This is a genomic window from Acinetobacter sp. ANC_7654, assembly GCF_056779855.1.
On record NZ_JBWYIR010000005.1, the window covers coordinates 97,326 to 124,323 of the forward strand.

Annotated in this window: 22 protein-coding genes; 2 read left to right on the top strand and 20 right to left on the bottom strand. The window is 40.1% G+C overall.

The genetic code is table 11. The features are described from left to right. Nucleotides 1–70 precede the first annotated feature (70 nt). Nucleotides 71–1,813, top strand: a complete 1,743-nt coding sequence (locus AC1M86_RS07490) for an FAD-dependent monooxygenase (protein WP_481607653.1) — start codon at nt 71–73, stop codon at nt 1,811–1,813. Nucleotides 1,814–1,844: 31 nt separating this feature from the next. Here the strand turns inward: AC1M86_RS07490 and AC1M86_RS07495 are convergent, their stop codons facing one another. From AC1M86_RS07495 to hcaE, 18 genes are all read right to left on the bottom strand, one after another. Beyond that, nucleotides 1,845–1,967, bottom strand: a complete 123-nt coding sequence (locus tag AC1M86_RS07495) for a KGW motif small protein (protein WP_257219859.1) — start codon at nt 1,965–1,967, stop codon at nt 1,845–1,847. Nucleotides 1,968–2,351: 384 nt separating this feature from the next. Beyond that, a complete protein-coding gene (locus tag AC1M86_RS07500; protein ID WP_481607697.1) occupies nt 2,352–2,495 on the bottom strand; it encodes an abortive infection family protein in 144 nt (47 codons plus the stop codon). Nucleotides 2,496–2,685: 190 nt separating this feature from the next. Further along, nucleotides 2,686–2,862, bottom strand: coding sequence for a hypothetical protein (locus tag AC1M86_RS07505; protein WP_481607654.1), 177 nt, complete (start codon nt 2,860–2,862; stop codon nt 2,686–2,688). Nucleotides 2,863–2,996: 134 nt separating this feature from the next. Then, the gene (purL, locus tag AC1M86_RS07510) at nt 2,997–6,830 is read right to left on the bottom strand and encodes a phosphoribosylformylglycinamidine synthase (RefSeq protein WP_481607655.1); all 3,834 of its coding nucleotides are present in this window, start codon (nt 6,828–6,830) and stop codon (nt 2,997–2,999) included. A gap of 230 nt (nt 6,831–7,060) precedes the next feature. After that, nucleotides 7,061–8,107 (bottom strand): M20/M25/M40 family metallo-hydrolase, encoded by a 1,047-nt coding sequence (locus tag AC1M86_RS07515; protein WP_481607656.1) that lies wholly within the window; start codon nt 8,105–8,107, stop codon nt 7,061–7,063. 116 nt (nt 8,108–8,223) lie between these two features. Next, entirely contained in the window at nt 8,224–9,147 is a 924-nt protein-coding gene (pstB, locus tag AC1M86_RS07520; RefSeq protein ID WP_035267112.1) for a phosphate ABC transporter ATP-binding protein PstB, read from the bottom strand. A gap of 12 nt (nt 9,148–9,159) precedes the next feature. Further along, entirely contained in the window at nt 9,160–10,548 is a 1,389-nt protein-coding gene (gene pstA / locus AC1M86_RS07525) for a phosphate ABC transporter permease PstA (protein WP_481591394.1), read from the bottom strand. Then, the gene (pstC, locus tag AC1M86_RS07530) at nt 10,548–11,927 is read right to left on the bottom strand and encodes a phosphate ABC transporter permease subunit PstC (RefSeq protein ID WP_092767091.1); all 1,380 of its coding nucleotides are present in this window, start codon (nt 11,925–11,927) and stop codon (nt 10,548–10,550) included. The genes pstA and pstC overlap by 1 nt, the downstream gene beginning before the upstream one ends. Nucleotides 11,928–12,026: 99 nt before the next feature. Continuing rightward, a complete protein-coding gene (locus AC1M86_RS07535; RefSeq protein ID WP_179997953.1) occupies nt 12,027–13,052 on the bottom strand; it encodes a substrate-binding domain-containing protein in 1,026 nt (341 codons plus the stop codon). Nucleotides 13,053–13,406: 354 nt separating this feature from the next. Further along, the gene (locus AC1M86_RS07540; RefSeq protein ID WP_092767092.1) at nt 13,407–14,939 is read right to left on the bottom strand and encodes a pyridoxal phosphate-dependent decarboxylase family protein; all 1,533 of its coding nucleotides are present in this window, start codon (nt 14,937–14,939) and stop codon (nt 13,407–13,409) included. A gap of 3 nt (nt 14,940–14,942) precedes the next feature. After that, nucleotides 14,943–16,316 (bottom strand): diaminobutyrate--2-oxoglutarate transaminase, encoded by a 1,374-nt coding sequence (locus tag AC1M86_RS07545; protein WP_035267118.1) that lies wholly within the window; start codon nt 16,314–16,316, stop codon nt 14,943–14,945. Nucleotides 16,317–16,749: 433 nt separating this feature from the next. Beyond that, nucleotides 16,750–17,655, bottom strand: coding sequence for a DMT family transporter (locus AC1M86_RS07550; protein ID WP_481607657.1), 906 nt, complete (start codon nt 17,653–17,655; stop codon nt 16,750–16,752). An 88-nt stretch (nt 17,656–17,743) separates the two neighbouring features. Beyond that, nucleotides 17,744–18,973: a 3-phenylpropionate/cinnamic acid dioxygenase ferredoxin--NAD(+) reductase subunit gene (gene hcaD / locus AC1M86_RS07555; RefSeq protein ID WP_092767094.1), complete on the bottom strand. Its 1,230-nt coding sequence runs from the start codon at nt 18,971–18,973 to the stop codon at nt 17,744–17,746. A 4-nt stretch (nt 18,974–18,977) separates the two neighbouring features. Next, on the bottom strand, nt 18,978–19,943 hold the full coding sequence (locus AC1M86_RS07560; protein WP_481591390.1) for a 3-carboxyethylcatechol 2,3-dioxygenase: 966 nt from the start codon (nt 19,941–19,943) through the stop codon (nt 18,978–18,980). Between the two features lie 68 nt (nt 19,944–20,011). Then, nucleotides 20,012–20,827, bottom strand: a complete 816-nt coding sequence (hcaB, locus tag AC1M86_RS07565) for a 3-phenylpropionate-dihydrodiol/cinnamic acid-dihydrodiol dehydrogenase (RefSeq protein ID WP_035267124.1) — start codon at nt 20,825–20,827, stop codon at nt 20,012–20,014. Between the two features lie 2 nt (nt 20,828–20,829). After that, nucleotides 20,830–21,156, bottom strand: a complete 327-nt coding sequence (gene hcaC, locus AC1M86_RS07570) for a 3-phenylpropionate/cinnamic acid dioxygenase ferredoxin subunit (RefSeq protein WP_005181999.1) — start codon at nt 21,154–21,156, stop codon at nt 20,830–20,832. Next, on the bottom strand, nt 21,156–21,674 hold the full coding sequence (gene hcaF, locus AC1M86_RS07575; RefSeq protein WP_035267127.1) for a 3-phenylpropionate/cinnamic acid dioxygenase subunit beta: 519 nt from the start codon (nt 21,672–21,674) through the stop codon (nt 21,156–21,158). The genes hcaC and hcaF overlap by 1 nt, the downstream gene beginning before the upstream one ends. After that, entirely contained in the window at nt 21,671–23,038 is a 1,368-nt protein-coding gene (hcaE, locus tag AC1M86_RS07580) for a 3-phenylpropionate/cinnamic acid dioxygenase subunit alpha (protein WP_092767097.1), read from the bottom strand. Before hcaE ends, hcaF begins: the two co-directional genes overlap by 4 nt. A 282-nt stretch (nt 23,039–23,320) precedes the next feature. Between hcaE and hcaR the strand changes: the two genes are divergently transcribed. Next, complete coding sequence (hcaR, locus tag AC1M86_RS07585; protein WP_035267131.1) at nt 23,321–24,220, top strand: DNA-binding transcriptional regulator HcaR; 900 nt, start codon at nt 23,321–23,323, stop codon at nt 24,218–24,220. Between the two features lie 334 nt (nt 24,221–24,554). Here hcaR and AC1M86_RS07590 read toward each other — a convergent pair whose 3' ends face one another. Both AC1M86_RS07590 and AC1M86_RS07595 read right to left on the bottom strand, forming a co-directional pair. Beyond that, nucleotides 24,555–25,415: an alpha/beta fold hydrolase gene (locus AC1M86_RS07590; RefSeq protein ID WP_035267132.1), complete on the bottom strand. Its 861-nt coding sequence runs from the start codon at nt 25,413–25,415 to the stop codon at nt 24,555–24,557. 263 nt (nt 25,416–25,678) lie between these two features. After that, the gene (locus AC1M86_RS07595) at nt 25,679–26,971 is read right to left on the bottom strand and encodes an OprD family outer membrane porin (RefSeq protein WP_481607658.1); all 1,293 of its coding nucleotides are present in this window, start codon (nt 26,969–26,971) and stop codon (nt 25,679–25,681) included. Nucleotides 26,972–26,998: the final 27 nt, after the last annotated feature.

Below are 26,998 nucleotides of genomic sequence, written 5' to 3' on the forward strand. Positions count from 1 at the left end.
CTGCACTTTTTTTCTAGACTGACTCAATTCAAAAACTCTCCCCATGTATTCAATTCATTTAGGAAAAAGCATGTCTCAACATTTTGACACTGATGTTCTTGTCATTGGTACTGGTCCTGCTGGTTCAACTCTGGGGCTTGCCCTTGCCAATTATGGCGTCAAAGTTCAATTGTTTACCCAGTTTAATTGGTTAGCCAACAGTCCTCGTGCACATATTACTAATCAACGTGCCATGGAAGTCCTCCGTGATTTAGGTATCGAAGAACAGGTGAAGGAAATCGCAACACCTTGGGAACACATGGGTGAAAGCCTGATCACAACCAGTTTAGTCGGCGAAGAAATTGCCCGTATCAGTGCTTGGGGCACAGGTGATGAGCGTCATGGCGATTATATCAAAGGAAGTCCATGCCCTTTAGTGGATCTTATCCAACCTAAAATGGAAGCGCTGCTCGTTAAAAATGCGGCAGAGCGTGGCGCTATTTTTAACTTCAATACTGAATATTTATCTCACGTACAAGATGAACACGGCGTGACTGCAACATTCCTCAATCATATTACCAATACCGAATTTAGTTTACGTGCAAAATACTTGGTGGGAATGGACGGTGCACGTTCAGAAGTTGTCGAACAATTGGGATTACCACTTGAAGGCGTTATGGCGCGAGCTGGTACAGTGTATGTGACCTTTAAGGCGGACTTATCTAAATATGTTCAGCACCGCCCTGCGATTTTGCAATGGATAGTCAATCCTGAAGCAAGTTTTGGTGATTTAGGTATGGGGCTATTGCGTGCCATCACCCCATGGAATGAGTGGATTATGGGTTGGGGCTTCGATATTTCTAAAGGCGAGCCTCAAGTGACTGCAGAGCAAGTTCGTGCACGTTTAGATGCTTTCGTTGGTGAGCATGTTGAAGATGTTGAAATTCAAAAATTGTCTTATTGGTACGTGAACCAAACATGGGCAACTGAATATTCGAAAGGTCGTGTATTCTGTGGTGGTGATGCAGTGCATCGTCACCCACCATCAAGTGGTCTAGGCTCAAACACCTGCATGCAAGATGCCTTTAATCTCGGTTGGAAACTTGCATATGCAGTTAAAGGTTGGTCTCAACCTACGCTTCTCGATTCTTATACCGTTGAACGTGCGCCTGTAGGTAAGCAAATTGTTGCGCGAGCAAACCAATCACGATTTGATTATAAACACCTCAAAGAAGTTTTTGGTTTTGATCAAGGTGTAACAACCCAAAAGCAAATGCTGGAGCGTATTTTTGCTGAAAATGAACAAGGCGCTGAAATACGTACAAAACTCTACAATGCATTAGCAATTAAAAATTTTGAATTTAATGCTCAAGGTGTTGAACTGAATCAGCGTTATAGCTCAAATGCTGTCATCTCTGAATCAGAACCTGAAGTATTTAAACAAGATGATCAACTTTACCTACAAGCCACTACACGCCCTGGAGCAAAAGTACCGCATACTTGGCTCATCAATGCTAAAGGTCAAAAAGTTTCAACTTTAGATATTACGGGCAAAGGTCGTTTTACCTTACTCACTGGCCTGTCAGGCAAAGGCTGGAAACAAGCTGCTGAACAGCTTAATCTTGAGTATTTAGATGTCATTCAAATCGGTTCAAGAGATTATCGTGATGTCTATGGTACATGGAATGCGAAGTCTGAAATTCATGAATCTGGTGCTGTTTTAGTACGTCCAGATGGCTATGTCGCTTGGCGTTATCAAGACAGTACCAATGAATCTTTTGATTATGAAAATACTCTGAGAGCAGTTCTAAAACAGATTCAACTTACTGTTTAAATAATAAAAGCCACCTTAAGGTGGCTTTTTTTTACGCAGTTAAGAAATAACCTGCAATTAAAAATAGGATTTGAAGACTGGCCACAAAAGCGAATAGCTTCCAGCCTTTTTGCCTCAACTCGTGTTTGTTCAGTATCATCATTGTTTTGGTCATATCGTCACCTCATACCTGAGTTAAAAACGAACCGCATTAAATTCTTACTTATTATGGTTAGCTATATGTCCAATAAACACACTTGTCCTAACCTCTATATAAAAGCAAAAACCAAACCAAGTCCAGTGGGAGAAAGATTTTGAAACCAAATCTATAAAAACAAAAAACCACCAAAATGGTGGCTGAATAAGCTCATGTTAGCGAATCTAAATTTATTTTTCCATAAGGTAAATTTAAGATACTATTTAACAATGCTTTTTATTAATAAATTTATTCATTATTTTCTTTTAAGCTCCACGTTGAAAATAAAAAAACTGACATTGTTCCAGCTAAATTGACTGCCAATTCAGCATGACGCGATGCAGGCTTAAAATTCTTTTTGCCCTAACCATGTGCATCCCCTACTTTGTTTCTCAATGATCCTAAGCCTTCAATCACTGTACTACATCTTTCAAGAATCTGTTTAAAAGTTTGTTCTGTGTGTTGAGAAGGCGCTAAATTTAATTTTTTACTGACTAATCTATACAGTTAATTAATATCAGGATCAGTTACTCTCCGCTCTAATGCTTTCTGCCATATTTGATGAATATAATCAGAACTTAATTCGTTAATTCTCAACTCCACTACTTGATCTAAGGGAGAAGTATTTCTACTTTCAAAAACATTCAATAACTCTTTAAATTCTGAATAAATATAATTCTCACGTTCCACATAAGATTTAAAATCCCATTTTAATTCTCGCTTCAAACTCATCTAAGGTATTTGTATCTTTAACAATAAATGGAATATATCCATAAAGGTTTTGTATCAGCAATTCTTTTCTAAGCTCTTGAAATGCCTCTGAGGTACCTTTTTCATAACTATCTGTAGCCCTAGCTATTAGCAATTCACGCAAGTGTAATACTTTTTAAATTAGACCAGACATTTGAGAACTCTTTATTTTTTTTCAACTCAATTCTACATCTTCAAAACAATAATTTACCTATGAAAAAGCCACCTTATGGTGGCTTTTTCAATCTATTGATTTAATCAACCAATAAACTTACGAGCATTACGGAACATACGTAACCATGCACCATCTTGATCCCAATCTTCAGGTTTCCAAGAGTGCTGAATCGCACGGAAGTTACGCTCTGGATGAGGCATCATAATCGTTGCACGACCATCAGTTGAAGTCACACCTGTAATTGCTTCAGGTGAGCCGTTCGGGTTCAATGGGTAATGTTGAGTTGGATTACCTTGGCTATCAACATAACGTAAAGTCACTTGATTACCCGCATTCAATGCAGCAATAGAGCTGTCCGCTGCAACAACGCGACCTTCACCATGCGCCACAGCAATTGGTAAAATCGAACCTTCCATACCTTCTAACAGTACAGATTTAGATTTTTCAACACGAACGTTTACAGCTCGCGCTTCAAACATTTCTGATACGTTACGATGGAAACGTGGCCAGTTTTCAGCACCTGGAATGAGTGGAGCCAATTGAGACAACATTTGGCAACCGTTACAGATACCGAGTGAGAATGTTTCTTGACGGTTAAAGAATTTCTCAAATTGATCACGAAGTTTAGGATTGAACAATACTGATTTCGCCCAACCACCACCAGCGCCTAAAACGTCACCGTAAGAGAAACCACCACATGCCACTAAACCTTCAAATTCATCAAGGCTTACACGACCAGCGAGTAGGTCACTCATATGGACATCAATCGTATTGAAACCAACTTTGTCGAATGCAGCTGCCATCTCCACATGACCATTTACACCCTGCTCACGCAAGATTGCCATATTCGGACGACGTGTATTGATATACGGTGCTTCAATTTCTTCATTCAAATCGAATGTCGCTTTTGCAATAAGACCTTTATGATCTTTATTCGCAATTAGACTATATTCTTGATCTGCAGTTTCCACGTTGTCACGTAAACGTTGAATCTGATGTGACACTTCAGTCCACGCTTGTTGCAGTTCAACACGATCTAGCGTTAAACCATTAATCGTTAGCGTATCAGTAGTATTCACTGTACCAACGACACTGATCGCATCTTTTAAGCTTGATGCTGAAACTTCAGTCTGTAGTGCATCCCAATCAGCTTTAGCAATTTGTAATACTGCACCAATTTCTTCAGCAAATAAGCTTGCTACAGATTGATCTTCTAATGCCACACCTAAGCGTGAAGCGAACATCATCTCTGCAACAGTTGCGATTAAACCACCATCACCGATGTCATGGTAAGCTTTAATTAAACCACGGTTATTCCAATCTTGTACCAATTCAAAGAATGCTTTGAAGTCATCGAAGCTATCTACATCTGGTGTAACCGAACCAATTGCTTTATACACTTGCGCAAGGATCGAACCACCTAGACGGAATTGACCTTTAGACAAATCAATACGTACAAGTACTGAATCTAAGTTTTTCAATTCTGGTGTTAATGTCTTACGCACATCAGTCACTGGTGCAAATGCTGTGATCACACCTGACATTGGAGAAGTTACAGACTTATCTTCACCTTCGTCATTCCAAGTCGTACGCATCGATAAAGAATCTTTACCTACAGGAATTGCGATACCAAGCGCAGGACACATTTCCATACCGATGGCTTTTACACCTTCGAATAATGCTTGATCTTCGCCTACTTGACCTGCTGCTGCCATCCAGTTCGCAGACAATTTAATGTCGCTGATTTTCTCGATTTTTGCAGACATGATGTTGGTGATTGACTCAGCCACTGCTAAACGTGCAGATGCCGCAGGATTTAACAATGCTACAGGTGGACGTTCACCCATTGCCATTGCTTCGCCTGTGTAGCCCACTAAACTTGTTGTTGTTACCGCAGCATCCGCTACAGGCACTTGCCATGGACCAACCATTTGGTCACGTGCAACCATACCTGTAATTGAACGGTCACCAATGGTAATTAAGAATGATTTAGACGCAACTGTTGGGTTCTTAATCACACGGTAAATCGCATCTTTAAGATCAGTCACTTTAGCCGCATTAAAGTCATCACCGTGACGTTCGATACAGTCATAGGCGCGGCTCATACGTGGCGTACCACCTAAGATCACTTGCATTGGTACATCAACTGGGTTGTTACCAAACAAAGGATCTTCAACCGTTAAATGACGCGCTTCAGTCGCTTCACCTAATACGGCAAACGGACAACGTTCACGCGCACAGATTGATTCAAATAATTCTAATGAAGATGGACGGATCGCCAATACATAACGCTCTTGCGCTTCATTTGACCAAATTTCCATTGGCGCCATACCTGGCTCCAATGATGGTACTTTACGAAGATCAAGTTTTGCACCTAATTCGTGGTCATTTACCAGTTCAGGCATCGCATTTGAAATACCACCAGCACCTACGTCATGTACAGACACGATTGGGTTGTAGTCTTCCATGCGCCAGCACGTATCAATCACTTCTTGGCAACGGCGTTCCATTTCTGGGTTTTCACGTTGTACAGAAGCAAAGTCTAAGCTTTCGCCCATTGTACCGCTATCTACAGAAGAAGCAGCGCCACCACCAAGACCGATGAGCATTGCAGGACCACCAAGCACGATCAATAAATCGCCCGGTTGGATCGCATCTTTTTCAACGTGGTCAGGACGGATGTTACCGTAACCACCAGCAATCATAATTGGCTTATGGAAACCTTTTACATCACCATTTACATTTTGCTCAAATGTACGGAAGTAACCATTTAACGCAGGACGACCAAATTCGTTGTTAAATGCAGCACCACCCAATGGACCTTCAATCATAATTTGAAGTGGAGATGCCATACGAGATGGTTTACCGTAGTTTTCTTCCCATGGCTGTTCAAAGCCTGGAATATTCAAGTTAGATGTAGTGAAACCTGTTAAGCCTGCTTTTGGCTTACCACCACGACCTGTTGCACCTTCATCACGGATTTCACCGCCCGAACCTGTTGCCGCACCTGCAAATGGTGCAATCGCTGTAGGATGGTTGTGGGTTTCCACTTTCATTAAGATGTGGGCAGCTTGGCTCTTGTATTTATAAACATAATGACCATTTTCATCTTTTTTTGGATAAAAACGTTGCGTATCAAAACCAACAATCACTGAAGCATTGTCTTTATATGCTGACAATACATCTGTAGGTGATTCTTTATAGGTATTTTTAATCATTTGGAACAATGACAATGGTTGGACTTCTCCATCAATTGTCCATTCTGAACCAAAGATTTTATGACGACAATGCTCAGAGTTCGCTTGTGCAAACATCATGAGTTCAATGTCATGCGGATTGCGACCTAACTTGATAAATGCATCAGTTAAGTAATCAATTTCTTCATCCGATAAAGCAAAACCAAATTCAGAGTTTGCTTTTACGAGCGCTTCTTTACCTTGACCTAAAATATCAATCGAGTTCAGCGGTTTTGGCTCAGTTTCAGTGAATAAAGCAGCAGCATCTTCAATTTGATTGAAAACACTTTCTGTCATTCGGTCATGCAGAATTTGCTTAATTTCATTTGAAACGTCTTTTACACCCTTCAAAGTAAACAAAACACCGCGTTCAAGACGATGAACCGGTGTGTTGCAGTTCGCGAAAATATCGGTCGCTTTTGAAGACCACGGCGAAATTGTGCCTACGCGTGGAGTGACTAAGATTTGAATCTCATCTGTGGCTGCTTGGCGTAATTCAAATGACGCACCATCATTTAGAAGCTGTAAAGCTGATTGCTGTTGTTGCTCGTTGAGCGCTTGGTCGAATAAATAAACCCATTGACTTTCTATTGATTGAACCGAACTAATTGACTGTAAACGAGTTAATAGTTGCGTTTGCTTAAAAGAAGAGTGTGCTGGTGCACCGGCCACGATAAACATGCTGATTTTGGCTCCACGGGATGGTCTTTTGAACCATGCCACAATGTGACTTGAAGAGAGCGCATATTCTACTGTGTATTGCAAAATTCAGCTAGATAGCAAAACTGCTTTAAGACATATTTTCGATCGAGTTTACGAATAAATCTTTTTTATTCAGTAAAAAAAATTGAATTGCACCCTATGATGCAATTCAAATGAGATACACCTAAATAATTCTTTAGTCATCTCAACTATTGAGTGTTGGTGACTTTTAACAGATGTTGAATCGCCTCTAGAGCCATAATCATAGATTTTGGATCAACTAAATCCTTGCTATCACAAGCTTGGTGATAACATGGTGCAAAATCTAAAATTATTTCGTCCTCGTTTGCACCTGGACGTTCTTGTTCATTAAATAAAATGATCGATGTGACCGGCACTTTTCCTAGAAATGGTGCTGTGTCACTTGCTGTTAAAGTGGTAATGTCTTCTTTGATGGTTAAGTTCTTTGCTTTAAAGAATGATTTTAAATGTTCTTCAAGCGCAGTATCCCCTTGATGACTAGGTAAAGACTTTAAACCATCAATCATTGGTTTATAGTCAGATTCAGATAATCCAGCAGACTTAAACTGGGCTTCTAAATCTTTTAATGAAGATTTATCTACATCAGCAACCAAAATATTCGGATTTTTTGTACCGACCATATCAACATTGATATAAGCCTTTATTCCCTTCAGCTGTTCAGGTGTCATTTTAGCAACAAAATCTTGCGAACCTCCGATACCATCTTCTTCAGAATCCCAAAATGCAAGGTAAATTGTATTTTGAGGATGATTTTCAGATTTTGAATAATGTTGTAATAGCTCTAATAGAACGGCTACACCTGTACCATTATCATTGATCCCAGGCCCTGTGGTCACAGAATCATAATGCGCACCGATTATCGTAGCTAAATCAGGATTTTTACCTTTGATTTCGATAATAATATTCTGACCTACAATCTTATTGCGATTTTCAAACGGCAACATCTGAGCGTGCAAACCAGCTTTTTTTGCCTCTTCAATAATATAGGTTGCAGTTGTCTTACCACCATCCGTTCCAACTGCGCGATTACCGCCATGAGCTGATGCAATATCTTCTAAGGCACTAAGATGACTCATGAGACGTTGTTCGATCAAATTCGAAGTATTGATTTGCGTGGTTACTTGTTGATTTTGATTTGGTGTATGTGAGCAAGCACTCAACATAAAAATACTGGTCATTAATGCTGTTAAACAAAGTATTTTTTTCATTGTCATCTGGATATCAGTTTATTAAGAATTCCATTTTAGGGAATAACCTTATTTCATCCACAGATTTTTGTAATAAAAAAAGAGCCCGAAGACTCTTTTTATTTATGTTTCTAAATTTTTAATTAACCAAATCGACCCGTAATATATGCCTCAGTCAATTGATGATCAGGTTGAGTAAATACTTTTTCTGTCGAATTCACTTCAATCAAATCACCTAAATGGAAATAGGCAGTACGGTCTGATACACGTGCAGCTTGTTGCATTGAGTGCGTAACGATTGCAATAGTATATTGTGTTGAAAGCTCAGCGATTAACTCTTCAACTTTAGCCGTAGCAATTGGGTCAAGTGCTGAACAAGGTTCGTCCATTAAAATCACTTCTGGCGAAACTGCAATAGTTCGAGCAATACACAGACGTTGCTGTTGACCGCCTGATAAACCAGTTCCAGGCTGATTCAAACGATCCTTAACTTCATCCCACAAGCCCGCTTTACGTAAACTATTTTCAACGATCTCTTCTAAATCATATTTGTCACGTGCTAAACCATGGAGTTTAGGTCCGTATGCAACGTTTTCAAAAATTGATTTTGGGAATGGGTTTGGCTTTTGGAACACCATACCCACTTGCGCACGAAGTAGTACTACGTCGAGATTAGGATCATAAATGTCTTGATTATCCAACATGACTTTACCCGTTACCCGACAACTATCTATCGTGTCGTTCATACGATTTAAAGTACGTAGGAATGTTGACTTACCACATCCAGATGGACCAATAAAAGCAATCACTTCATTTTGGTAAATATTAAGATCAATGCCTTTAATCGCTTCAGATTCACCATAATAAACATGAACATCAGTTGTACTCAGTTTTACAACATCCGATTTTGCTTCTTTTTTATTTTCGCTTTGCGTGTCAAATTGTGAAACAAACGAAGTTGACGTTTTTTGATTTGCATCTTGAGATGTAAATTGTGTTTGATCTGAATTCACTGATTGATCCTTTTTTAAGGAATTTTGAGTTACTTGCGAAGTTACTGTATTCATATTTTGCTCCGACTACCAACGGACTTCAAATTTCTTACGTAACCAGATCGCTAAACTATTTAAGCTAATCATCATCGCAAGGAGAACAATAATGGCTGCAGCAGTACGACCTTCAAAGAAGTTACGAAGTTCATTACCCTGCCACAAGAAAATCTGTACAGGCAGCGCTGTAGATTGATCAAATGGACTTGCTGGAACACTGGCTACAAAAGCACTCATACCAATCAACAACAACGGCGCAGTCTCACCCAATGCTTGAGCCACACCAATAATTGCACCTGTTAAAATACCTGGTAATGCCAAAGGTAGAACGTGATGAAAAACAGTTTGCAGTCTTGATGCACCCAATCCTAATGCAGCTTGGCGAATCGAAGGTGGAACCGCTTTTAAAGAAGCCCGTGTCGTAATAATCACCGTTGGCAATGTCATTAAACTTAACACAAGACCACCCACCAAAGGGGCAGATAATGGTAAATGCATCCAACCAATAAAAATTGCAGCACCAAGCAAACCAAATACAATCGATGGAACAGCAGCCAAATTATTGATGTTGACTTCTACAATATCTGTAATCCAGTTCTTTGGTGCGAACTCTTCAAGATAGATCGCAGATGCAACGCCGATTGGAATCGAAATAAAGATTACAATCAACATCATAAACAATGAGCCCATGAATGCACCAGCTAAACCAGATGTCGCTGGTGAACTACGAGAGTCAGGACTCGTGAAAATATTCGTGTTAAATGAATTTTCGATGACACCTTTAGCCTTGAGTTCATCAGCAATTTGACGAATCTCAGGACTAAGTTGTTGCTGTTCATCTGGCAAAGAACGATCAATATTACCTGCAAGCCACACATCAATATTTGCATCAGCAAGGACTTTTACATCGACTGTTTTACCAACCAAGCTTGGATCATTCATCACCATATCACGGATACGATATGCTTCAGAGCTCGTATAGATATAGCTTAAATCATCACGTTGTGCTTCAAGTTGAGGATCTTGTTTGATCATTGCATTGATGATCAATGCATCCCAATCCACCATGCCAACTTCAGTCTGCCACTCAATAAAGCGTTCTTCATACTGAGCTGGATTCTCACCTTCAGCCAGTACAGGTTTTGGACCAACTTCAATAATTTTTGGATCGAAATAGATTGGCAAATTCATGCTACTTTGCCAAAAAGCAGGCAAGCCTTTCGCTAAAATACTACCGAATAGCAATACTACGAAGAATAAGCCAGCAATCACTGCTGAAAAACCGAAGAAACGGAACGTCTTTTCTTTACGATGACGTTTAGCTAAAGAATTCTGAATAGTCTTCTTACGCTTTTCTCTAAGCTGCTCAGCTGTTGCTGAATCAACTGTCTCGAGAGTATTAGGATTAGAAGTACTCATTAGTCGTATTGCTCACGGTATTTACGCACGATGTAAAGTGCAACAATGTTCAAACCTAAAGTAATCACAAACAATGTAAGTCCTAGTGCGAAAGCGACTAATGCTTGCGGACTTGCAAAGTCAGTATCACCTGTTAATTGATTAACAATCGTAATCGTTACGGTCGAAACAGCTTCTAATGGATTTGCGTGTAAAAGAGGACTGTTACCAGCTGCTAGAACTACGATCATAGTTTCGCCAATTGCACGGGAAGCAGCCAATAAAAATGCACCAATAATGCCAGGCAACGCTGCTGGAATGACCACTTTACGAATCGTTTCAGATTTGGTCGCCCCTAATCCTAAAGATCCATCACGTAATGCTCGAGGCACTTGAGTAATAATGTCATCAGATAAAGAAGACACAAAAGGAATGATCATGATTCCCATGACAAAACCTGCAGTGAGCGCACTCGTTGCGTTGATATCAATTCCAACCATTGCCCCTACAGTTTTAATAAATGGGCCAATAATCATGAGTGCAAATACACCATAAACGATCGTTGGAATACCAGCTAAAACTTCAATGGTCGGTTTTGCCCAAGAACGGAAGCGAGGAGAAGCATATTCAGCCAAATAAATCGCGATCATTAAACCTACTGGTACAGCAACCAATAGTGCGATCCCACTGACCATGAGCGTACCCCACAACAATGGAAGTAAACCATAGCTTCCTTCTGCACTTCCCGAAGTACTGAAACCCGGGTTCCACTCTGTTCCAAAGAAGAAATCAAAAGGATTAACAAAGCTGAAGAAGCGCATCGCTTCTCCAAACATCGACATTACAATTCCAAGTGTTGTAAGAATTGCGACACCAGAACATAAAGCTAAGCCAACATTGATGACTTTCTCGACCTGATTACGCGCTCTAAAATCTTGGCTAATTCTTTTTTTTGCCCATACTAAACCTGCCAATGCAGCGCAAATGACAACTGCTAATTTTGCAAAAGAGCCAATAGTTGAAAATTTACTCAGTTGCTCTGCAGCTGCAACTTCATAGGACGTTGCTGTATCACTGACACCAAATCCGGATGCAATCGCTTGAACACGGTCAACAACTACGTTTAGGCTTGCTGGATCTAGACTTGCTTTAATATCCTGTGGCAAATGATTAAGCACCACCTGCTCCAAGATCGTTGGCTCAACCAAGTTCCAAACAATCAAAATTAAAAATGCAGGGATACCACACCACAACGCAACTAATGCCCCATAGTAACCAGGACGTGAATGCAAAGCGGCAGAGTTATTTCCCTGACCTGCTAAGTTACGGCTTTTGCGTAATCCGATTTGATAGGCAATGGCGATGATCGCCAGTAACACACCTATAAGTAGCAGATTCATGTATTCTCCACTGTCTTTTCAATTTTCATGGTTTGAAAAAACTTTTTTCAATGAAAAAACCAATGGCAGGATAATTCCTGCCATTAGTTTGTCGTTTGATTACTTAACAGCTTTACCTGCTTTAAAGTTTGCCAAAATTGATGCGCGCTCTTTGTCAGAGAGTGAAATTAAGCCCGCTTTTTCTAACTTAGAACCTTTACCTGAAACACGCTTGTTTAAGAAATATTCAGTAAACTGTGGTAAACCTTTGATTGATTTCAAGTGTTCACCTTTTACATAGAAGAATAATGGGCGTGATACAGGGTAAGAACCATTTAAAATCGTGTTTTCAGACGGTGCCACATTGTTCACAGTTGCAACGCGTAAACGGTCACGGTTTTGATCATAGAAACCTAAACCAAACACACCAACAGCACTTGGAGAAGTTTTTAAGCGTGCAAGTGTTTCTGTATAGTCACCCGCAATTTCCACAACACGACCATCTTTACGGAACGTTGTGCAAGCTTTCTTTTTGGCATCTTTATCTAAAGCTTTAATAGCAGCATACGATTCACAACCAGCGTCCACCATTTTCTCCTGGAAGACTTCACGTGTACCATGATTCGAAGCTGGGATTACAAGCGTGATTGGCTCATTTGGTAATGATTTATCAATTTGATTCCAACGCGTATATGGGTTTTTTACCATTTTACCGTTTGAAGGCAATTCAGCTGCCAAAGCTGCAAATACATGTTGTGGACGTAATTTATAAGCTGCTTTGTTAGCATTTGAAGCAAATACGATACCGTCGTAACCGATTTTAATTTCTAATACTTGGTTAACGCCATTTTTCTTACATTCAGCCAATTCGCTCGATTTAATTGCACGAGATGAGTTAGCAATATCGATCGTATTGTCGCCAACACCATTACAAAATTGTTTTAAACCACCCGACGAACCGCCTGAACCAACTACTGGTGTTTTAAATTGAGGGAAGTTATTACCGAATTCTTCAGCCACAATACTTGCATATGGCAATACTGTAGAAGAACCCGCAATTTGAATTGTGTCACGTGCTGCATTTGCGGTTGTTGCTACAGCTGCCCCAGAAAGTGCTAATGCAATTGCAATATTTGTAAAGCGCATCATGTTATCTCTCAATTTATGCAAATTTGGAGTACGCTACTTTTTATTGAAGTATTGTACTTATTTCGATACATGCATTTTGATTTGATAATATGACAATAAGGTTACAGCTTTATTACGATTTTATTATTTTTATTACACCAACCTGCTTATTTATTTTTTAATTATATTTCAAAGATTTATAATAATTACGGTTAAATACTGATATTTTTATTACCTACTTATTCTTTAATAATTATCCCCCCTAATTCCGCATAAAGATTTCTTCAATCATGATCTAAAAATATGTCAAAGTTATGAATTTTGAATATCAAAAAAGCGCTCAATTGAGCGCTTTTTTCAAAAAACAATCTATTAATCGATTGGTGGCGTATATGTACCATCAGCAATTGAAGCTTTGATGCGATCAGACTCAGCCAGTACAAGCGCAAGCAAGTTCTTCACATTGTCTAAAGTTGCTACTGGACTTAAAGTTGTCATTTTCAATGATTGAACCTGACCGACTTTAGTCACACCAATATTCGCTTCACCACGTGCAAACAATTCATCCGCAACGTTTTGGTTCAGTGTATCGAGTAATTCTGTTGGGTAACCTTCAGGAATTACACGGAATAAGACTGATGCAAATTGTGGCTCAACCAATAACTCTAAACCATCTGTTGCTTTAATATAATCTGCAACATCACGCGTTAAAGTAACACCATGGTCAATCATAGAGCCGTAAAGCTCTTCACCGAGTGCTTCAATCGTCATCCACAATTTCAACGCATCAAAACGACGTGTTGTTTGTAGCGATTTAGACACTAAGTTTGGTACACCATGCTCTTCGTCATAAGCAGAGTTTAAGTATTCCGCTTCATAATGCATAAAGCGATAGTTCGCTTCATCTTTAAGTAAGAATGCACCACAAGAAATCGTTTGGAAGTAATGCTTATGGAAATCAAGTGTGATTGAATCAGAAAGCTCGATACCATCTAACAAATCACGGTGATTATTAGATAGGATTAAAGCACCGCCCCATGCTGCATCGATATGCATCCACGCGCCGTACTTGTTGGTGATTTCACGGACTTTCTTTAAAGGATCAATTGCACCCGCATCGGTAGTACCTGCAGTTGCAACCACACATGCCACAATTTTGCCTTCATTTTGAAGGTGTGCCATGGTTTTCTCTAGTGCATCCATGTCCATACGCGCATTTTCGTCGACAGGCACAGTCACTACAGATTGGAAGCCCATTCCCATCATCGCCATGTTCTTTTGCACAGAGAAGTGAGCATTTTCAGAACAAATGACTTTAACGTTTCGCATCGCTTCCGCAGGTACGCCATCACGCTGAACAGACCACGGATTGCCGTTTTCGTCTTTCCAGTTTTTCGCGATACATGCATCACGTGCAAGCAATACACCCATCAAGTTTGACTGCGTACCGCCAGAGGTGAACACACCTGCTTGACCTGCACCATAACCAACTTTTTGACGAAGCCAATCGATCAACTGAACTTCCATCAATGAACCTGCAGGGCTTTGATCCCATGAGTCCATCGATTGGTTAGTTGCGTTAATGAGTACTTCTGCGATTTGGCTAGTCACCATAGTAGGACAATGCAAATGCGCTAAAGAATGAGGATGATGTACTTTTAAGCTCTTATTAAGGAATAGCTCAACCATACGCTCTAATGACTTTTCCACACCCAATCCTTCTTTAGAAGGATTAAATGCAATTGCACTGCGTAGCTCTTTAATGCTACCGCCTGTGTACATTTTGTCATTTTGTAACCAAGCTGCTACTGCTTGAGTTGCCTGATCCATTGCTGACGTATAGTCAGCAATGGATGCAGCATCATTACAGAGCAAAGCTTTACGGTGTTCTGCAAAATCTACCATGAATTAAGCGCCTCGTACCGCAACTAATGCTTCAGAAATTGCTTTCTTAAAGCGCACAATTACTTCTTCACATTCAGCTTGGTTAATAATTAATGGGCAAAGTAGACGAATCACTGTACCGTTACGTCCACCCTTTTCTAACAACAATTTGTTGTTGAAACACGCTGCTTGGATTGCAGCAGCCAATTGACCATCTGCAGGAAGTGAACCCATATGGTCAGCAGGTTTACGCTCATCAACGATTTCGATACCGATCATTAAACCGCGGCCACGTACATTACCGATACATGGGAATTCTGCAGCTAATTTCTTCAATTCAGCTTGAAGGAAATCACCGCGCTCTTGTGCGTTTTGCGCAAGATTTTGTTCTTTAATCGTTTTGATCGTAGCAAGACCAGTACCCATAGCCAATTGGTTACCACGGAAAGTACCCGTGTGACCTGCAGGCTGCCAAGCATCAAACTTACGCTTAATACCAAGTACTGCAAGTGGTAAGCTTCCACCTACTGCTTTCGACATCACTACAACATCAGGTTCGATACCCGCATGTTCAAAGGCAAACATTTTTCCTGAACGCGCGAAACCAGCTTGTACTTCATCAAGAATTAAAACGATGTTGTGCTTTTCAGTCACTTCACGAATTTTTTTCAACCATTTCACAGGTGCTGTAACCACACCGCCCTCGCCTTGAATCGCTTCAAGGATAACTGCAGCAGGCTTAGTCACACCGCTTTCAACATCTTCGATGAAGTTTTCAAAGAAATAAGTAAGCGCGTCAACACCCGCTTCACCGCCTAAACCTAGTGGGCAACGGTATTCATGTGGATACGGCATGAATTGAACGCCTGGCATTAAACCATTAACAGCGTTTTTAGCAGACAAATTACCTGTCATTGCTAATGAGCCGTGAGTCATACCATGGTAGCCACCAGAGAAGCTGATCACAGTGCCACGGCCAGTATATGTTTTTGCAAGTTTAATTGCTGCTTCTGTACCATCTGCACCAGATGGACCACAGAACTGTAGGCAGTACTCTTCTTTACCACCCGGTAATTCAGCAAGTAAAGCTTCAGTAAAAGCATCTTTTAAAGGTGTCGTTAAATCCAAAGTATGTAATGGAAGACCACTCGCTAAAGTGTCTTGAATACTTTGAATGACCGCAGGATGATTATGGCCCAAAGCCAATGTTCCTGCCCCAGCTAAACAATCGAGGTACTCTGTACCTTCAACATCAGTAACCCAGCAACCTTGTGCTTTTGCTATCGCTAACGGCAATTTACGTGGATAGCTACGAACATTAGATTCCATCTGACTTTGGCGAGTCAAATAGTATTCGTTAGTAGAATTAGGTGCAGGATTTACAGAAGAAACGCTCATATCGAATTACCATCTCTGATATGGGTTAATAGAAATAAGTCGGGTGACTTGCGGTCCTTTGACTCGGTGCTTTATAGAGTTCTAGTTAGCCTATTGTGTAGAGTTATAACTAGAGGGCGCGATGATAACGAATTTTGAAATAAAATAAATAGATTTCTATCGTTTTCACCAGCAGATTCTAAAATATTAATGTGACAAATTGATAACTTGTATAGATTTCAAACTGTACCACTTCTATTTTAGATAAGTTTGAACTTGAGCTAAAGTAAAACAGTCCAAATTATGCAAAAAATGTTCAATTTTTTTTGCTGATTTGAACTGACTTTTTCAGTATTCCTAAATTCGAGCTTGGGCTAAAGCATAGTTTTGTAACATTATGAATCTTATATATTCATGTAGTTGTACGTGTGTGATTAAAACCACTTTTTTTCACTCATTTTTTTAAGAATAGTTTCAAGAGTTCTCGATTAAAATACATCAGCAACCCCATCATCACCACGACAATCCCCCACAAGGCTTCATTATGAATAATTTCATTATTTAAGGATGCCCCCAAAACTAGGGCGATGACTGGCGTCATGACATTACTCAAAGACACTGTCGACGCTGCTAAGCGGCGGATTAACCAAAAATAGCACAGCATCGCAACAATTGATGACATGATCATTGTGAACAAAAAACCCACCATCGCTTGCGTACTTGGTAGCACAGTTGGGATTTGTTGCCAAATGAATGGAATGATTAAGAGTGATCCTAAAGCTGAAAAGATTAATGAACCTGTCGCCTGACTCATGGGGCTTAAAGGTGCATTAATTTGTTTGACCCAAAAAATCGAACTGATATACGACACCATACTGATCAGCATCAGAACCACACCCCAAGGATTGACTCGCTCATCTGCAGATTCTGCAAAAACAAATGTGAGACCCAATACGGCAATGACCATTCCACTCCATTGTAAAATAGACAACTTATGTGTTTTTAGGATGAGATGTCCAATGAGACCTGCAATTAATGGCGAAAATCCGAAGATCAGTGCCATTAAGCCTGACGTTAAATAATTCGCTGCCAAATAGATAAATAACTGCGCACCTATTAAATTTAGGCTACCAGCTACATAACTTTTCAGCGATACATGATCAAACGGGAGTGGATCACGCATCATTTTGAGCAACGCCAAAGCAATTATAGATGCACCAAAGTATCGAATGATGAGCACCCACATTGGATGAATTTCTGCAACACTCCATACAATGGCAAGTGGTGTTGCAGCCCATATCAATACCAATAAGGCATATATACTCGCAACGACCATTATATTTGAGGAACTAGAATTCATAATTTGCTCAAAATTAAATCAATATTTTCTTAGGCACATAAAAAACAGACCTAAGTTACCCTAGGTCTGTTGCACAATCTCACCAAGTTTACTTCACAAGTTTACGAAGGTCTTGGCTAAGATCTAAATATTTATCTGCTTCAAATGCAGCTTGTTTGCTAATCAATTTTTTAAGATGACGCATTTCTTTAGCCGCATTTACCGTAATACCACCAACAATAATACCGTCAGTCACACCGAACAATACAAATGAAGATTCTGCACGTAGCTCAGGATTGATTTCACCACGTACTAACCACTCAGCTGCTGCCATATCACCTACGAATTGGTAGTTAATGTCCAACTGATCTGTCCAGAACCATGCTGGATTAGGAGTAGGATGTTCTACACCCATCACATGGCGTGCAAAGATACCTGCTTGAAGATTAGCATTTTCCCAAGTCTCAACACGACGGTGGTTACCACAGTCACGAAGTTGAGTTGCCACATCACCTGCCGCATAAATATCAGCATTCGAGGTTTGGCAATTTTCGTTTACTTTGATCGCGAGATCAACGTCAAGACCAGCATCAACTGCCAACTGTGCATTTGGCACAATACCGATACCGTAAACCACAGCATCCGCACGAAGTTCTTCGCCATCAGCTAAAGTCACCACAATTTCTTCGCCATCAAGCTTGCAATCTGCAATTGAAGTTGAAAGACGAACATCCACACCTGCCAATTTTTGCTGTTCAAGCAAGAATTCACTCAAGATGCGTGGCGATGAACGCCCCATCACCATTGGTCCCATTTCAATGACAGTGACTTCACATTCTTTGAAACGTGCAGATGATGCAAGCTCAAGACCGATTACACCACCACCAATCAGGATGATACGTTGACCTTTTTGTAACACTGGTACAAGGGCTTGTGAATCTTCAAGATTACGCAGCGTGTAAACATGTTTGCCAAGTGCGTCGAAGTTTGGAAGACGACGTGCTGCACCGCCAGTTGCAATCAGCAATTTGTCATAAGCAACAACATCACCATTTTGAAGTTCGACAGTTTTGGCTTCAGCGTTGATTTTCACGACACCATTACCGCGAATTGCTGTCACACCAAGATCTGCTAATTTTTCTTCAGATAAAATTTCAATCTTGGTTTCTTCAGGTTTTAAAATCACGTCTTTAGACAGTGGTGGACGCTCATAAGGAAGATGCGTTTCATCACCAATTAATGTGATTTTACCTTCATATTTGTTTGCACGAAGCTCAAGGATCGCACTTGCGCCTGCTTGACCCGCACCAACGATGACGATGTTGTTTACATTGCTCATGGGATTAACCTTTTAATTCCGCAGATACGATACCGAAGCCCGCAATCCACTCACTAATATCTTCATAGCAGTGAGTTGTCATTTCATACTCACCAACTTCGCTCAGTGCAGCAAATGCTGCCATCCAGCAACGCACTTCTTGACCACCACGACCACCTTCGACACGAATTTCTGCCTCAGTCATCGCTTCCATTGCAGCAAAATCTGCTTGTTTAAATTTCTCAAGCAATGCAATATCCCACTCAGGGCTCAGCGGTACTGCAACTGATGTATCTCCAGCAGCGAGTTTCTGACCAACTGCAATAATTTTCGCTTGACGCGCATTACGTGCTTCTTCAGTTGGATTACGGCCAGCAATTAAAAACTCTTCAACTTCTGGTGGCACTGAACCCATTTGAGGTGTTGGTGGATCATGAGACAAACCACCTGTACCCAATACAAGTACACGCTCATTTTCAAGATTAAGTGACTTAATATATTGTCCAACCGCACGGCCTAAAGCAATGGTACGCTTTGTGGTTGGCATTGGTGCGGCAGCACCATTAATAAATATTGGAATCGTTTTATAACGATCAAGTTTTCCATCACAAAGGAAGTGTAATGGTTGAGTCACACCATGGTCAGCCTGCATACGATATGAGTATGCAACATCAACACCTTCATCTAGAACTTGACGCACAAGTGCCAAAGCCTTGTCTTCAGGAACATCGATTTTATTGTCAATTTTACCGTAATCCCAGTCACCAGCAGCCGTAGCACGGATACCGACACAGAAACTTGGCATAAGGTCGTAGAAAAAACCGTTAAAATGGTCTGGACCAAAAGTAATGATCAGTGTTGGATCGTAAGCTTTTACTTCAGCAGATAATTGTTCAAAAGCAGCACGTACTTTTTGCTCTTTTGACTGATCTTGAGGTGAAGCAAATTCCATTAAAGGACTGTGCGAAGCACAAATAAGTTTAACGGCCATGAGAGACTCCTTAAAAGGAAGGCAGCCTTAGAACAGGCTGCCGATAAGTCCATTTTTTAGACTAGATTTTATTCGTCAAAGAAACCAGCACGTGGTTGACGTAGACCACGAATACCCAAACCACATTCTGCATTGATCAGAACACCAGTTAAAGGTCGGTTATTTTGACGAGATGCCAAGAGCACATAAGAACCTGTCATTTCTTCAGGCTCAGGTAAGAAGTTCAACGGCATACCACGCGCGATTTTCTCAGGATCACGCGCATCTAAAAGACCTAGATTTTCTTGGCCTAATGATGCAGCACCTTTAATGTTTACATTCATACCTGACGGCGCAACAGCATTCACACGAACTTTGGGTGCAAGCTCGTACGCCAATTCCTTCATGATGCCTACGCCAGCATGCTTAGATGCTGTGTAAACTGGACCACCACCCGCAGAATATAATGCTGAGTTAGATAGTGTGAAGATTATCGAACCTTCAGATTTTACTAACTCATCAAGTGCAGCTTTAGCACCTAGAATTAATGCTTTCGTATTAATTCCCATGATTTCGTCAAACGCTTTATCAAGTTGCTCACCTGAAGTATTGACGATATCTGCGTAGTGATCCCAGATTCCTGCATTACCAATAAAACAATCAAGCTTACCAAAACGCTCAACAGTTGCTTTTACAGCACGGACATTGTCTTCATAGTTGGCAACATCACCAGCGATTGCAACAATTTGATCACCAAAGCGTTCTTTTAAAGCATCGACTTTAGATTGTGAACGTTGTAACACACCAACGTGCGCACCTTCTTCAAGGAAGCGTTCAACTAAAGCCCAACCTAAACCAGAACCACCACCTGTGATCAGTGCAACTTCGCCTTTAAGCCAACCCATGATTACTCTCCTGCCATCTCAACGTATAACGCACCATCTTCAACAATCACTGGGAAAGTTTGAATTGGATCTGTCGCTGGTAAACATAATGCTTGACCGGTTTTTAAACAGAAGCGAGCTGAATGCAATGGACATTCGACAGTGCCATCATCTTCAAGATAACCTTCTGACATTGAAGCATTACCATGAGAACAACGGTCATTCATTGCGAAGAACTCACCACCATTGTTAAACACTGCAAGCGCATCGATACCGTTAACGCCGCAATCTACTTTCAACGCTTCGCCTTCGTCTAATTCGTCAACTTGGCAAACAAAAATCTTATTCATTAGAAGAACACACTCAGGTTGTGAGAGTTATAGGTAACTTGATCAAGCGTGATCTTACGGTTGAAAATTTGGAAGCCTAGGCCACCTTCAACTTTACGGATCTTGTCATGACGTTTACCACAGTAAATCGTGACATCTTTCTCTTTTTGTGTACGGTACAAAAGATATGTAACGTATACATCGTATTCGCCTTCAACTTCAGTAGCTTCTACGATCACGTTACTCACCATATGAGTTGTACGTGATGGAGGCTCTTCAGCCCAAGCCATACCTGTTTCAAGACGAGCAACACGACGCTCTAAAAGATCTTTCGTATCATTGAACACCCAAGTTGTAGGTGGTTCAATTGAACGACGACGGTCACGTGTTTGAGCATTTGGTGTTGTACGTAGCGTGTAAGAAATATCTTCAGCTAACGTATCTAACCAGTCGCGGAATTTCCAATCGTCAAGCAATTTCGCTTCACGATAGAGGAATTGGCTAATTTGATGGTGAAGTTCTAAACTCACTTGACTCATTTCATAAGCTCCTTCTCATATTCGTCAGCTGCTTTCTCAACATCTTCCCATTTTTCATGGATTAGCAAGTCTGCCCAACGACGGTACATGCCGCGTGCCGCAGTTTCTGAGAAAATATAGTTAGTGATACCAGGGATACCATCTTCACGAATTTTCTCGTTACCAAGACCCATTTCCATAATGAGTTTGTTTTGACGCGCTTTGTAACCACGTAAGACTTTTTGAATTTCGATCCAGTTTTCAGAGTCATCTTGCTCTAAGAAACCAGCTGGACCAAATGCACGTGTCGCAGAACGTTCAAACGCTTCTTTCACTTCTTGTGACGCTTCAGCATCCGCAATACAGAACGCCCATACTTCAGTTTTGTTTGGACCACGTGGATGCCATACGCGAAGTGTTGCTGTACCGTTTAACCAAGACAATGTTGGGAACATAGTGTTATGACCCGCAAGACGTAACGCACGGATTTCACCAAGACGCTCTTTAACTTCTTCGTAAGTTTCGCGGAAATAGTTTGCTACTTCACCATCAACCCATACGTTTGCATCTGGTTTCTCTGTAAAGAAAAAGCCTGAACCGTGACCACGTGAACCATATTGGATTGCGTCTTTCGCAGTTTCCCATACAGGACGTGCAGTTTGCGCAGCACCTAATTTCTTAGTAGATTCGTCATCAGGTTTAGCACCTAATACTTGAATCGCAGATGCGTGAGAGAACAATGCATGATATTGGTCAGATGCAAACTGTTCAGCCGCAAATTTCCAGTTACATTCGATTTCCCACTTATGAACACCACCGATGATCTCAGTACCACCTGGACGACGATCTAATACGCCATCTAAGTACCAAGCGATATCACCCATGTATTCTTCAAGGTCTGGAGTTGTTTCATCCCAACAACCGAAGATTAAGCCTTTATAAGACTTCACACGGTTTACTTCGATCAAACTCCACTTCTCTTTACATGCGCCTTGAGGGAATGCACGATCTTCAAGAGGAATATCTTTAAGAGAGCCGTCTACGCCATAAGACCAACCATGGTATGGACATGTAAATGCACGAGTGTTACCGCAGTCAGCAAAGCTCACGCGCATCGAACGGTGACGACATTGGTTTAACAATGCTTTGATTGAACCGTCTTTTTGACGTACCACGATGATCGGATCTTCACCCATATAGGTATTGAAGAAATCACCAGCCTTTGGAATTTGGCTTTCATGGCAAAGGAATAACCATGTACGACCGAACACACGTTCAAGTTCTAGTTCATAGATATCTGGATCTGTATAAATAGATGGCGTGATACGTCCATTTTGTGCATCGACTAAAGCATCGATTTCGCGCACATCAATTTTCCCACTCATGAAAAGCTCTCCTGTGACTAAATTAGACACAAACTAATAGACTCAACTTTGCAGAGATAATGAGTTTTGAACGAGTTTTGGGGAAATATTTTTTTTGTTTGAATCAAGATGTTTTATCGATAAATTAATCAATCGCTCAATACGTGAATTTTACCATATTTTAATAATAACGTTGATATTTCAATATGCTCAGCCCCACTTCACCGAATATCCATTTGTGAACTATACTCGCACTTGATCATATTTAGACATTATATGAATCAATCTTTGGATGATTTTTTTATGGAACTACGACACCTACGATATTTCATTGCTGTGGCAGAAGAACTCAACTTCACCAAAGCAGCCTTGCGCCTTTATACTGCTCAGCCATCATTGAGCCAGCAGATTAAAGATCTTGAAGATGAAATTGGCGTCCCTTTGCTTTATCGTACAAAACGTAAGGTAGAACTCACTGAGGAGGGTCAAGTCTTCCTTGAACAAGCTCGCCTCACGATAGCCCAAGCAGACAAAGCAGTCGCAATGACTCGTCAGATTGCCAAATCTAAACAGCAATTGTTACGTATCGGCTTTGTTCCTGTAGTTGAAATGAAAATTTTTCCTTACGTTCTCCCTAATCTTCGTGTTCAAAACCGGGATTTAAAGATTGAATTGTTAAGCTTAAACAACTCCGATCAGTCAAAAATGTTAAAAAAAGGCGAAATTGATATCGCTTTTACTCGTCAAAATCTATTTAGTGATGAAATCGAAAGTCAATTTGTTTTACGAGAACCTTTGATTTTCTTACTCCCCAAAGATCATCCACTCGCTAAATACGATCGCATTCCAGTAAAAGAGCTCGATGGAATCGATTTCATTATTCCTTCTGAACAGCAATCTCAAACCCTAAATAAGATCATTCTAGATTTTGCAAAATACCATCAAATCAATTTAAATATTGTTCAAACTGCAGACAATATCCTCTTTAACATTAATTCTATTGGCATGAACCTGGGCTGTACTTTTCTACCTGGATATATCGCACCACTGACGATGAATAACACCGTGATTCGCCCGCTAGACGTGGAATTACCTTCAATCGATTTATTTGCAAGCTATAGAAAAAGTACTAACTCAGAAGGCGTCAAAAAATTTATGGACTTACTGAGCTCTGTTTTTTACCTTGATATTAATCGTAATTAATTAATTTTTTTTCAAATTAATGATCACCGTTAAACATAGCGGTGATTTTTATTTTTTATTTCAACCATCAGTCTTAGACTTTAGTCTAATAAAGTTTTACGAATATCATCATAAATTGTATGAATTCAGGCTTTAGATTAGACTAATTTTTAAACAACCCATTAACTAACTAGACTTGCTCTACCACTTAAGTCTAATGAATTAAAACAGATCAATGCTCAATATTGATTATCAATATGCAGATTTAAACGTATTAAACACATGTTCTGTATTTTCAGTTTTAAAAAAGAGGATGATTAAATCATCCTCTTTTTTAGTTTTTTAGGATCTGAAATTATTTAACACCATGAACTGCTAGATAATTTTTGATCACCGTATTAAATTCTTCTGCTTTTTCAACTTGTGACCAGTGACCGCACTGACTGAAAATATGTGCATCAGCATTAGGAACGATATTTAAAATGTCCCAAGTACGAGACACAGGAATCACCACATCTTGAGTACCATGAATCAATAATACAGGAACTGTAATATCTTTCATTTTTTCAAAGTCTAATGGGAACTCGAAACGATCACGGTCACGCGCACCCACAACATCCATTAAACGATCAGATGCGTAGTCATTCGCCGCAGAATCAAAACGTACTTTTACCAGCTCATCTGTAATTAAGTCTTTATTTACAACGAACATTGAAAGTGTCTTACGAATACCTTCTTCTGTTAAAACTGGGTTTGCATGCGCTTTTAGGGCTGCAGTTTGTTTTGCACCACCTGTACCCATTGAAACAATACCGAGTACACGCTCTGGATAATCAAGTGCCAACTGGAATGCTAACCAACCACCTAGCGAATTACCTACTAACCATGTTTTTTCAATACCAAGTGCATCAAGAGTACGAATTGCATGATCAACCCATGCACGAATACCGTATTGAGTTCCTGGTGCAACGACAGTTTGACCATAACCAATGGTATCAATTGCGATACAACGCGCTTGCTCACCAATTGCAGGTAAATTCAACCACCAGTTAGCAGCTGCTGATACACCAGTACCAGAACCATGAAGGAATAAAATAGGCGTGCCTTCACCAATTTCATGATAATGGGTTAACTCACCTTCAGCAGTTTCGATCCATTTATCTTCTAAACCAAAGAATGAATCCGTTTTATATTCTGGAATTTGAACAGTGCTCATCATAGTCCTCTAACTGTCTATAACTGATCATATATTTGTGAAACAATCATCAGTTGATGTTTACAAATGATAGTTTTACAGGCTTATATTAACTGCTCTGTACCTTTCAACTGATACAAATTTACGATTGCATCCATCTTTTTAACAATTAAATAAATTACTGTTTTTTCTTATTTTTTTAAAATCAATATTCACCCTCTGAATATGACTTAATAAGATCTCGATATAATCCCTACTCATCATATCGAGATCAATTTCATTCTTTAGAATTTATAACTATAACTTAACGCCACACGATGCTCTTCTAAATCACTCAAGGTGCCTGGAACATTGATGTTGTTATAATTAGTATCAATGAACATGTAGTTGAAACCAAGACCTTTGTACTTACCTTCTGGCACAACATAGTTCACGATAATATTATTTTCGTTCTCACGACCTCGACCTGGTGTTGTAGTATCAATATTCCAACCTTGGAAATGACGCACAGTTGCCGATAATCCTGGGACACCCATTTCTTTAAAATTATAGGTATAACCAACGCTCCAAGATTTCTCATCCTTACGGATAAAACTCGCGACGGACCAATTATCTAAATAAGGTTGTGGCACCCAACCACCCAATGTTGGGAATAGTGTCGCTTTATCTCCATGCTCCCCAAACATCTCTTGATAACCCAACTGAACGGTATGCATACCATGGTTGACTTTCGCCCCCATAGAAATAGCTTGGCTATCGATTTCACCAAAAAGTTTATCGCCAGTTTCACTGTTATCGAAGTAACGAATATGTGCATCTAAATTCGTTTTTTCATCAAGTTTAGTTTTATAGCTTGCAGCAACATAATGTTGCTTGAAGATATCAGTTAAATCAGCGAACCAATAACTACCACCAATCTTTGATGTAAACTGGTGATCAACACCAACAATATACATTCCGTCATCAGTTGTGAGACCTTGAGCTTCTGCCTTTGCAAAATCATTGTTTGGGAATAAGGTCAAATCTTGATACTGATTATCGTAACGCGCATTAATACCATCAATATAAGCCAAGGTTAATTTAGTATCCTGAATATCTTTCGACTCTAACCATGCACCACTATAGGTGGTTAATAATTGGCGTGATGGATCGAAGAAAATAACTGGTGACATCGGCAATAAATCACCTACTTTAAGTTCAGTTTCAGAAACTTTAACTTTTAAAGTCGCACCGAATTTAGCATTATCGCGTTCTGTACGACCTTGACTGTTATCATATGGCATATGAATGTCATTTACAGAATCACGAGATTTCAATCCAATTGCATATTGAGCCAAGAGATCTGCACCAACTTGAATGCCTGCACCAATATCGTGATAACCCGATTTAGCATCTAAAGTGATTGCTTGCGTCCAGTTACCATAATCTAGATTTGGTGCTGTATCGTAATTACGTTCTAAATAGAAATTTTTAAATTTAAGCTGAACATTTGAATCAGCCACAAAATTCGCGTGAGCAGCAGTTGTCCCTAGAGTTGTTGCAGCAATCATTGCTAGCCATAATTTTTGATGACGCATGGCTTCATCCTATACTCAAATCAGCGT

Bases quoted from the DNA above. Each gene is read 5' to 3' on its own strand.
- AC1M86_RS07490 (WP_481607653.1), top strand. From the start codon at position 71: ATGTCTCAACATTTTGACACTGATGTTCTTGTCATTGGTACTGGTCCT.
- AC1M86_RS07495 (WP_257219859.1), bottom strand. From the start codon at position 1,967: ATGACCAAAACAATGATGATACTGAACAAACACGAGTTGAGGCAAAAA.
- purL (WP_481607655.1), bottom strand. From the start codon at position 6,830: ATGTTTATCGTGGCCGGTGCACCAGCACACTCTTCTTTTAAGCAAACG.
- AC1M86_RS07515 (WP_481607656.1), bottom strand. From the start codon at position 8,107: ATGACAATGAAAAAAATACTTTGTTTAACAGCATTAATGACCAGTATT.
- pstB (WP_035267112.1), bottom strand. From the start codon at position 9,147: ATGAATACAGTAACTTCGCAAGTAACTCAAAATTCCTTAAAAAAGGAT.
- pstA (WP_481591394.1), bottom strand. From the start codon at position 10,548: ATGAGTACTTCTAATCCTAATACTCTCGAGACAGTTGATTCAGCAACA.
- pstC (WP_092767091.1), bottom strand. From the start codon at position 11,927: ATGAATCTGCTACTTATAGGTGTGTTACTGGCGATCATCGCCATTGCC.
- AC1M86_RS07535 (WP_179997953.1), bottom strand. From the start codon at position 13,052: ATGCGCTTTACAAATATTGCAATTGCATTAGCACTTTCTGGGGCAGCT.
- AC1M86_RS07540 (WP_092767092.1), bottom strand. From the start codon at position 14,939: ATGGTAGATTTTGCAGAACACCGTAAAGCTTTGCTCTGTAATGATGCT.
- AC1M86_RS07545 (WP_035267118.1), bottom strand. From the start codon at position 16,316: ATGAGCGTTTCTTCTGTAAATCCTGCACCTAATTCTACTAACGAATAC.
- AC1M86_RS07550 (WP_481607657.1), bottom strand. From the start codon at position 17,655: ATGAATTCTAGTTCCTCAAATATAATGGTCGTTGCGAGTATATATGCC.
- hcaD (WP_092767094.1), bottom strand. From the start codon at position 18,973: ATGAGCAATGTAAACAACATCGTCATCGTTGGTGCGGGTCAAGCAGGC.
- AC1M86_RS07560 (WP_481591390.1), bottom strand. From the start codon at position 19,943: ATGGCCGTTAAACTTATTTGTGCTTCGCACAGTCCTTTAATGGAATTT.
- hcaB (WP_035267124.1), bottom strand. From the start codon at position 20,827: ATGGGTTGGCTTAAAGGCGAAGTTGCACTGATCACAGGTGGTGGTTCT.
- hcaC (WP_005181999.1), bottom strand. From the start codon at position 21,156: ATGAATAAGATTTTTGTTTGCCAAGTTGACGAATTAGACGAAGGCGAA.
- hcaF (WP_035267127.1), bottom strand. From the start codon at position 21,674: ATGAGTCAAGTGAGTTTAGAACTTCACCATCAAATTAGCCAATTCCTC.
- hcaE (WP_092767097.1), bottom strand. From the start codon at position 23,038: ATGAGTGGGAAAATTGATGTGCGCGAAATCGATGCTTTAGTCGATGCA.
- hcaR (WP_035267131.1), top strand. From the start codon at position 23,321: ATGGAACTACGACACCTACGATATTTCATTGCTGTGGCAGAAGAACTC.
- AC1M86_RS07590 (WP_035267132.1), bottom strand. From the start codon at position 25,415: ATGAGCACTGTTCAAATTCCAGAATATAAAACGGATTCATTCTTTGGT.
- AC1M86_RS07595 (WP_481607658.1), bottom strand. From the start codon at position 26,971: ATGCGTCATCAAAAATTATGGCTAGCAATGATTGCTGCAACAACTCTA.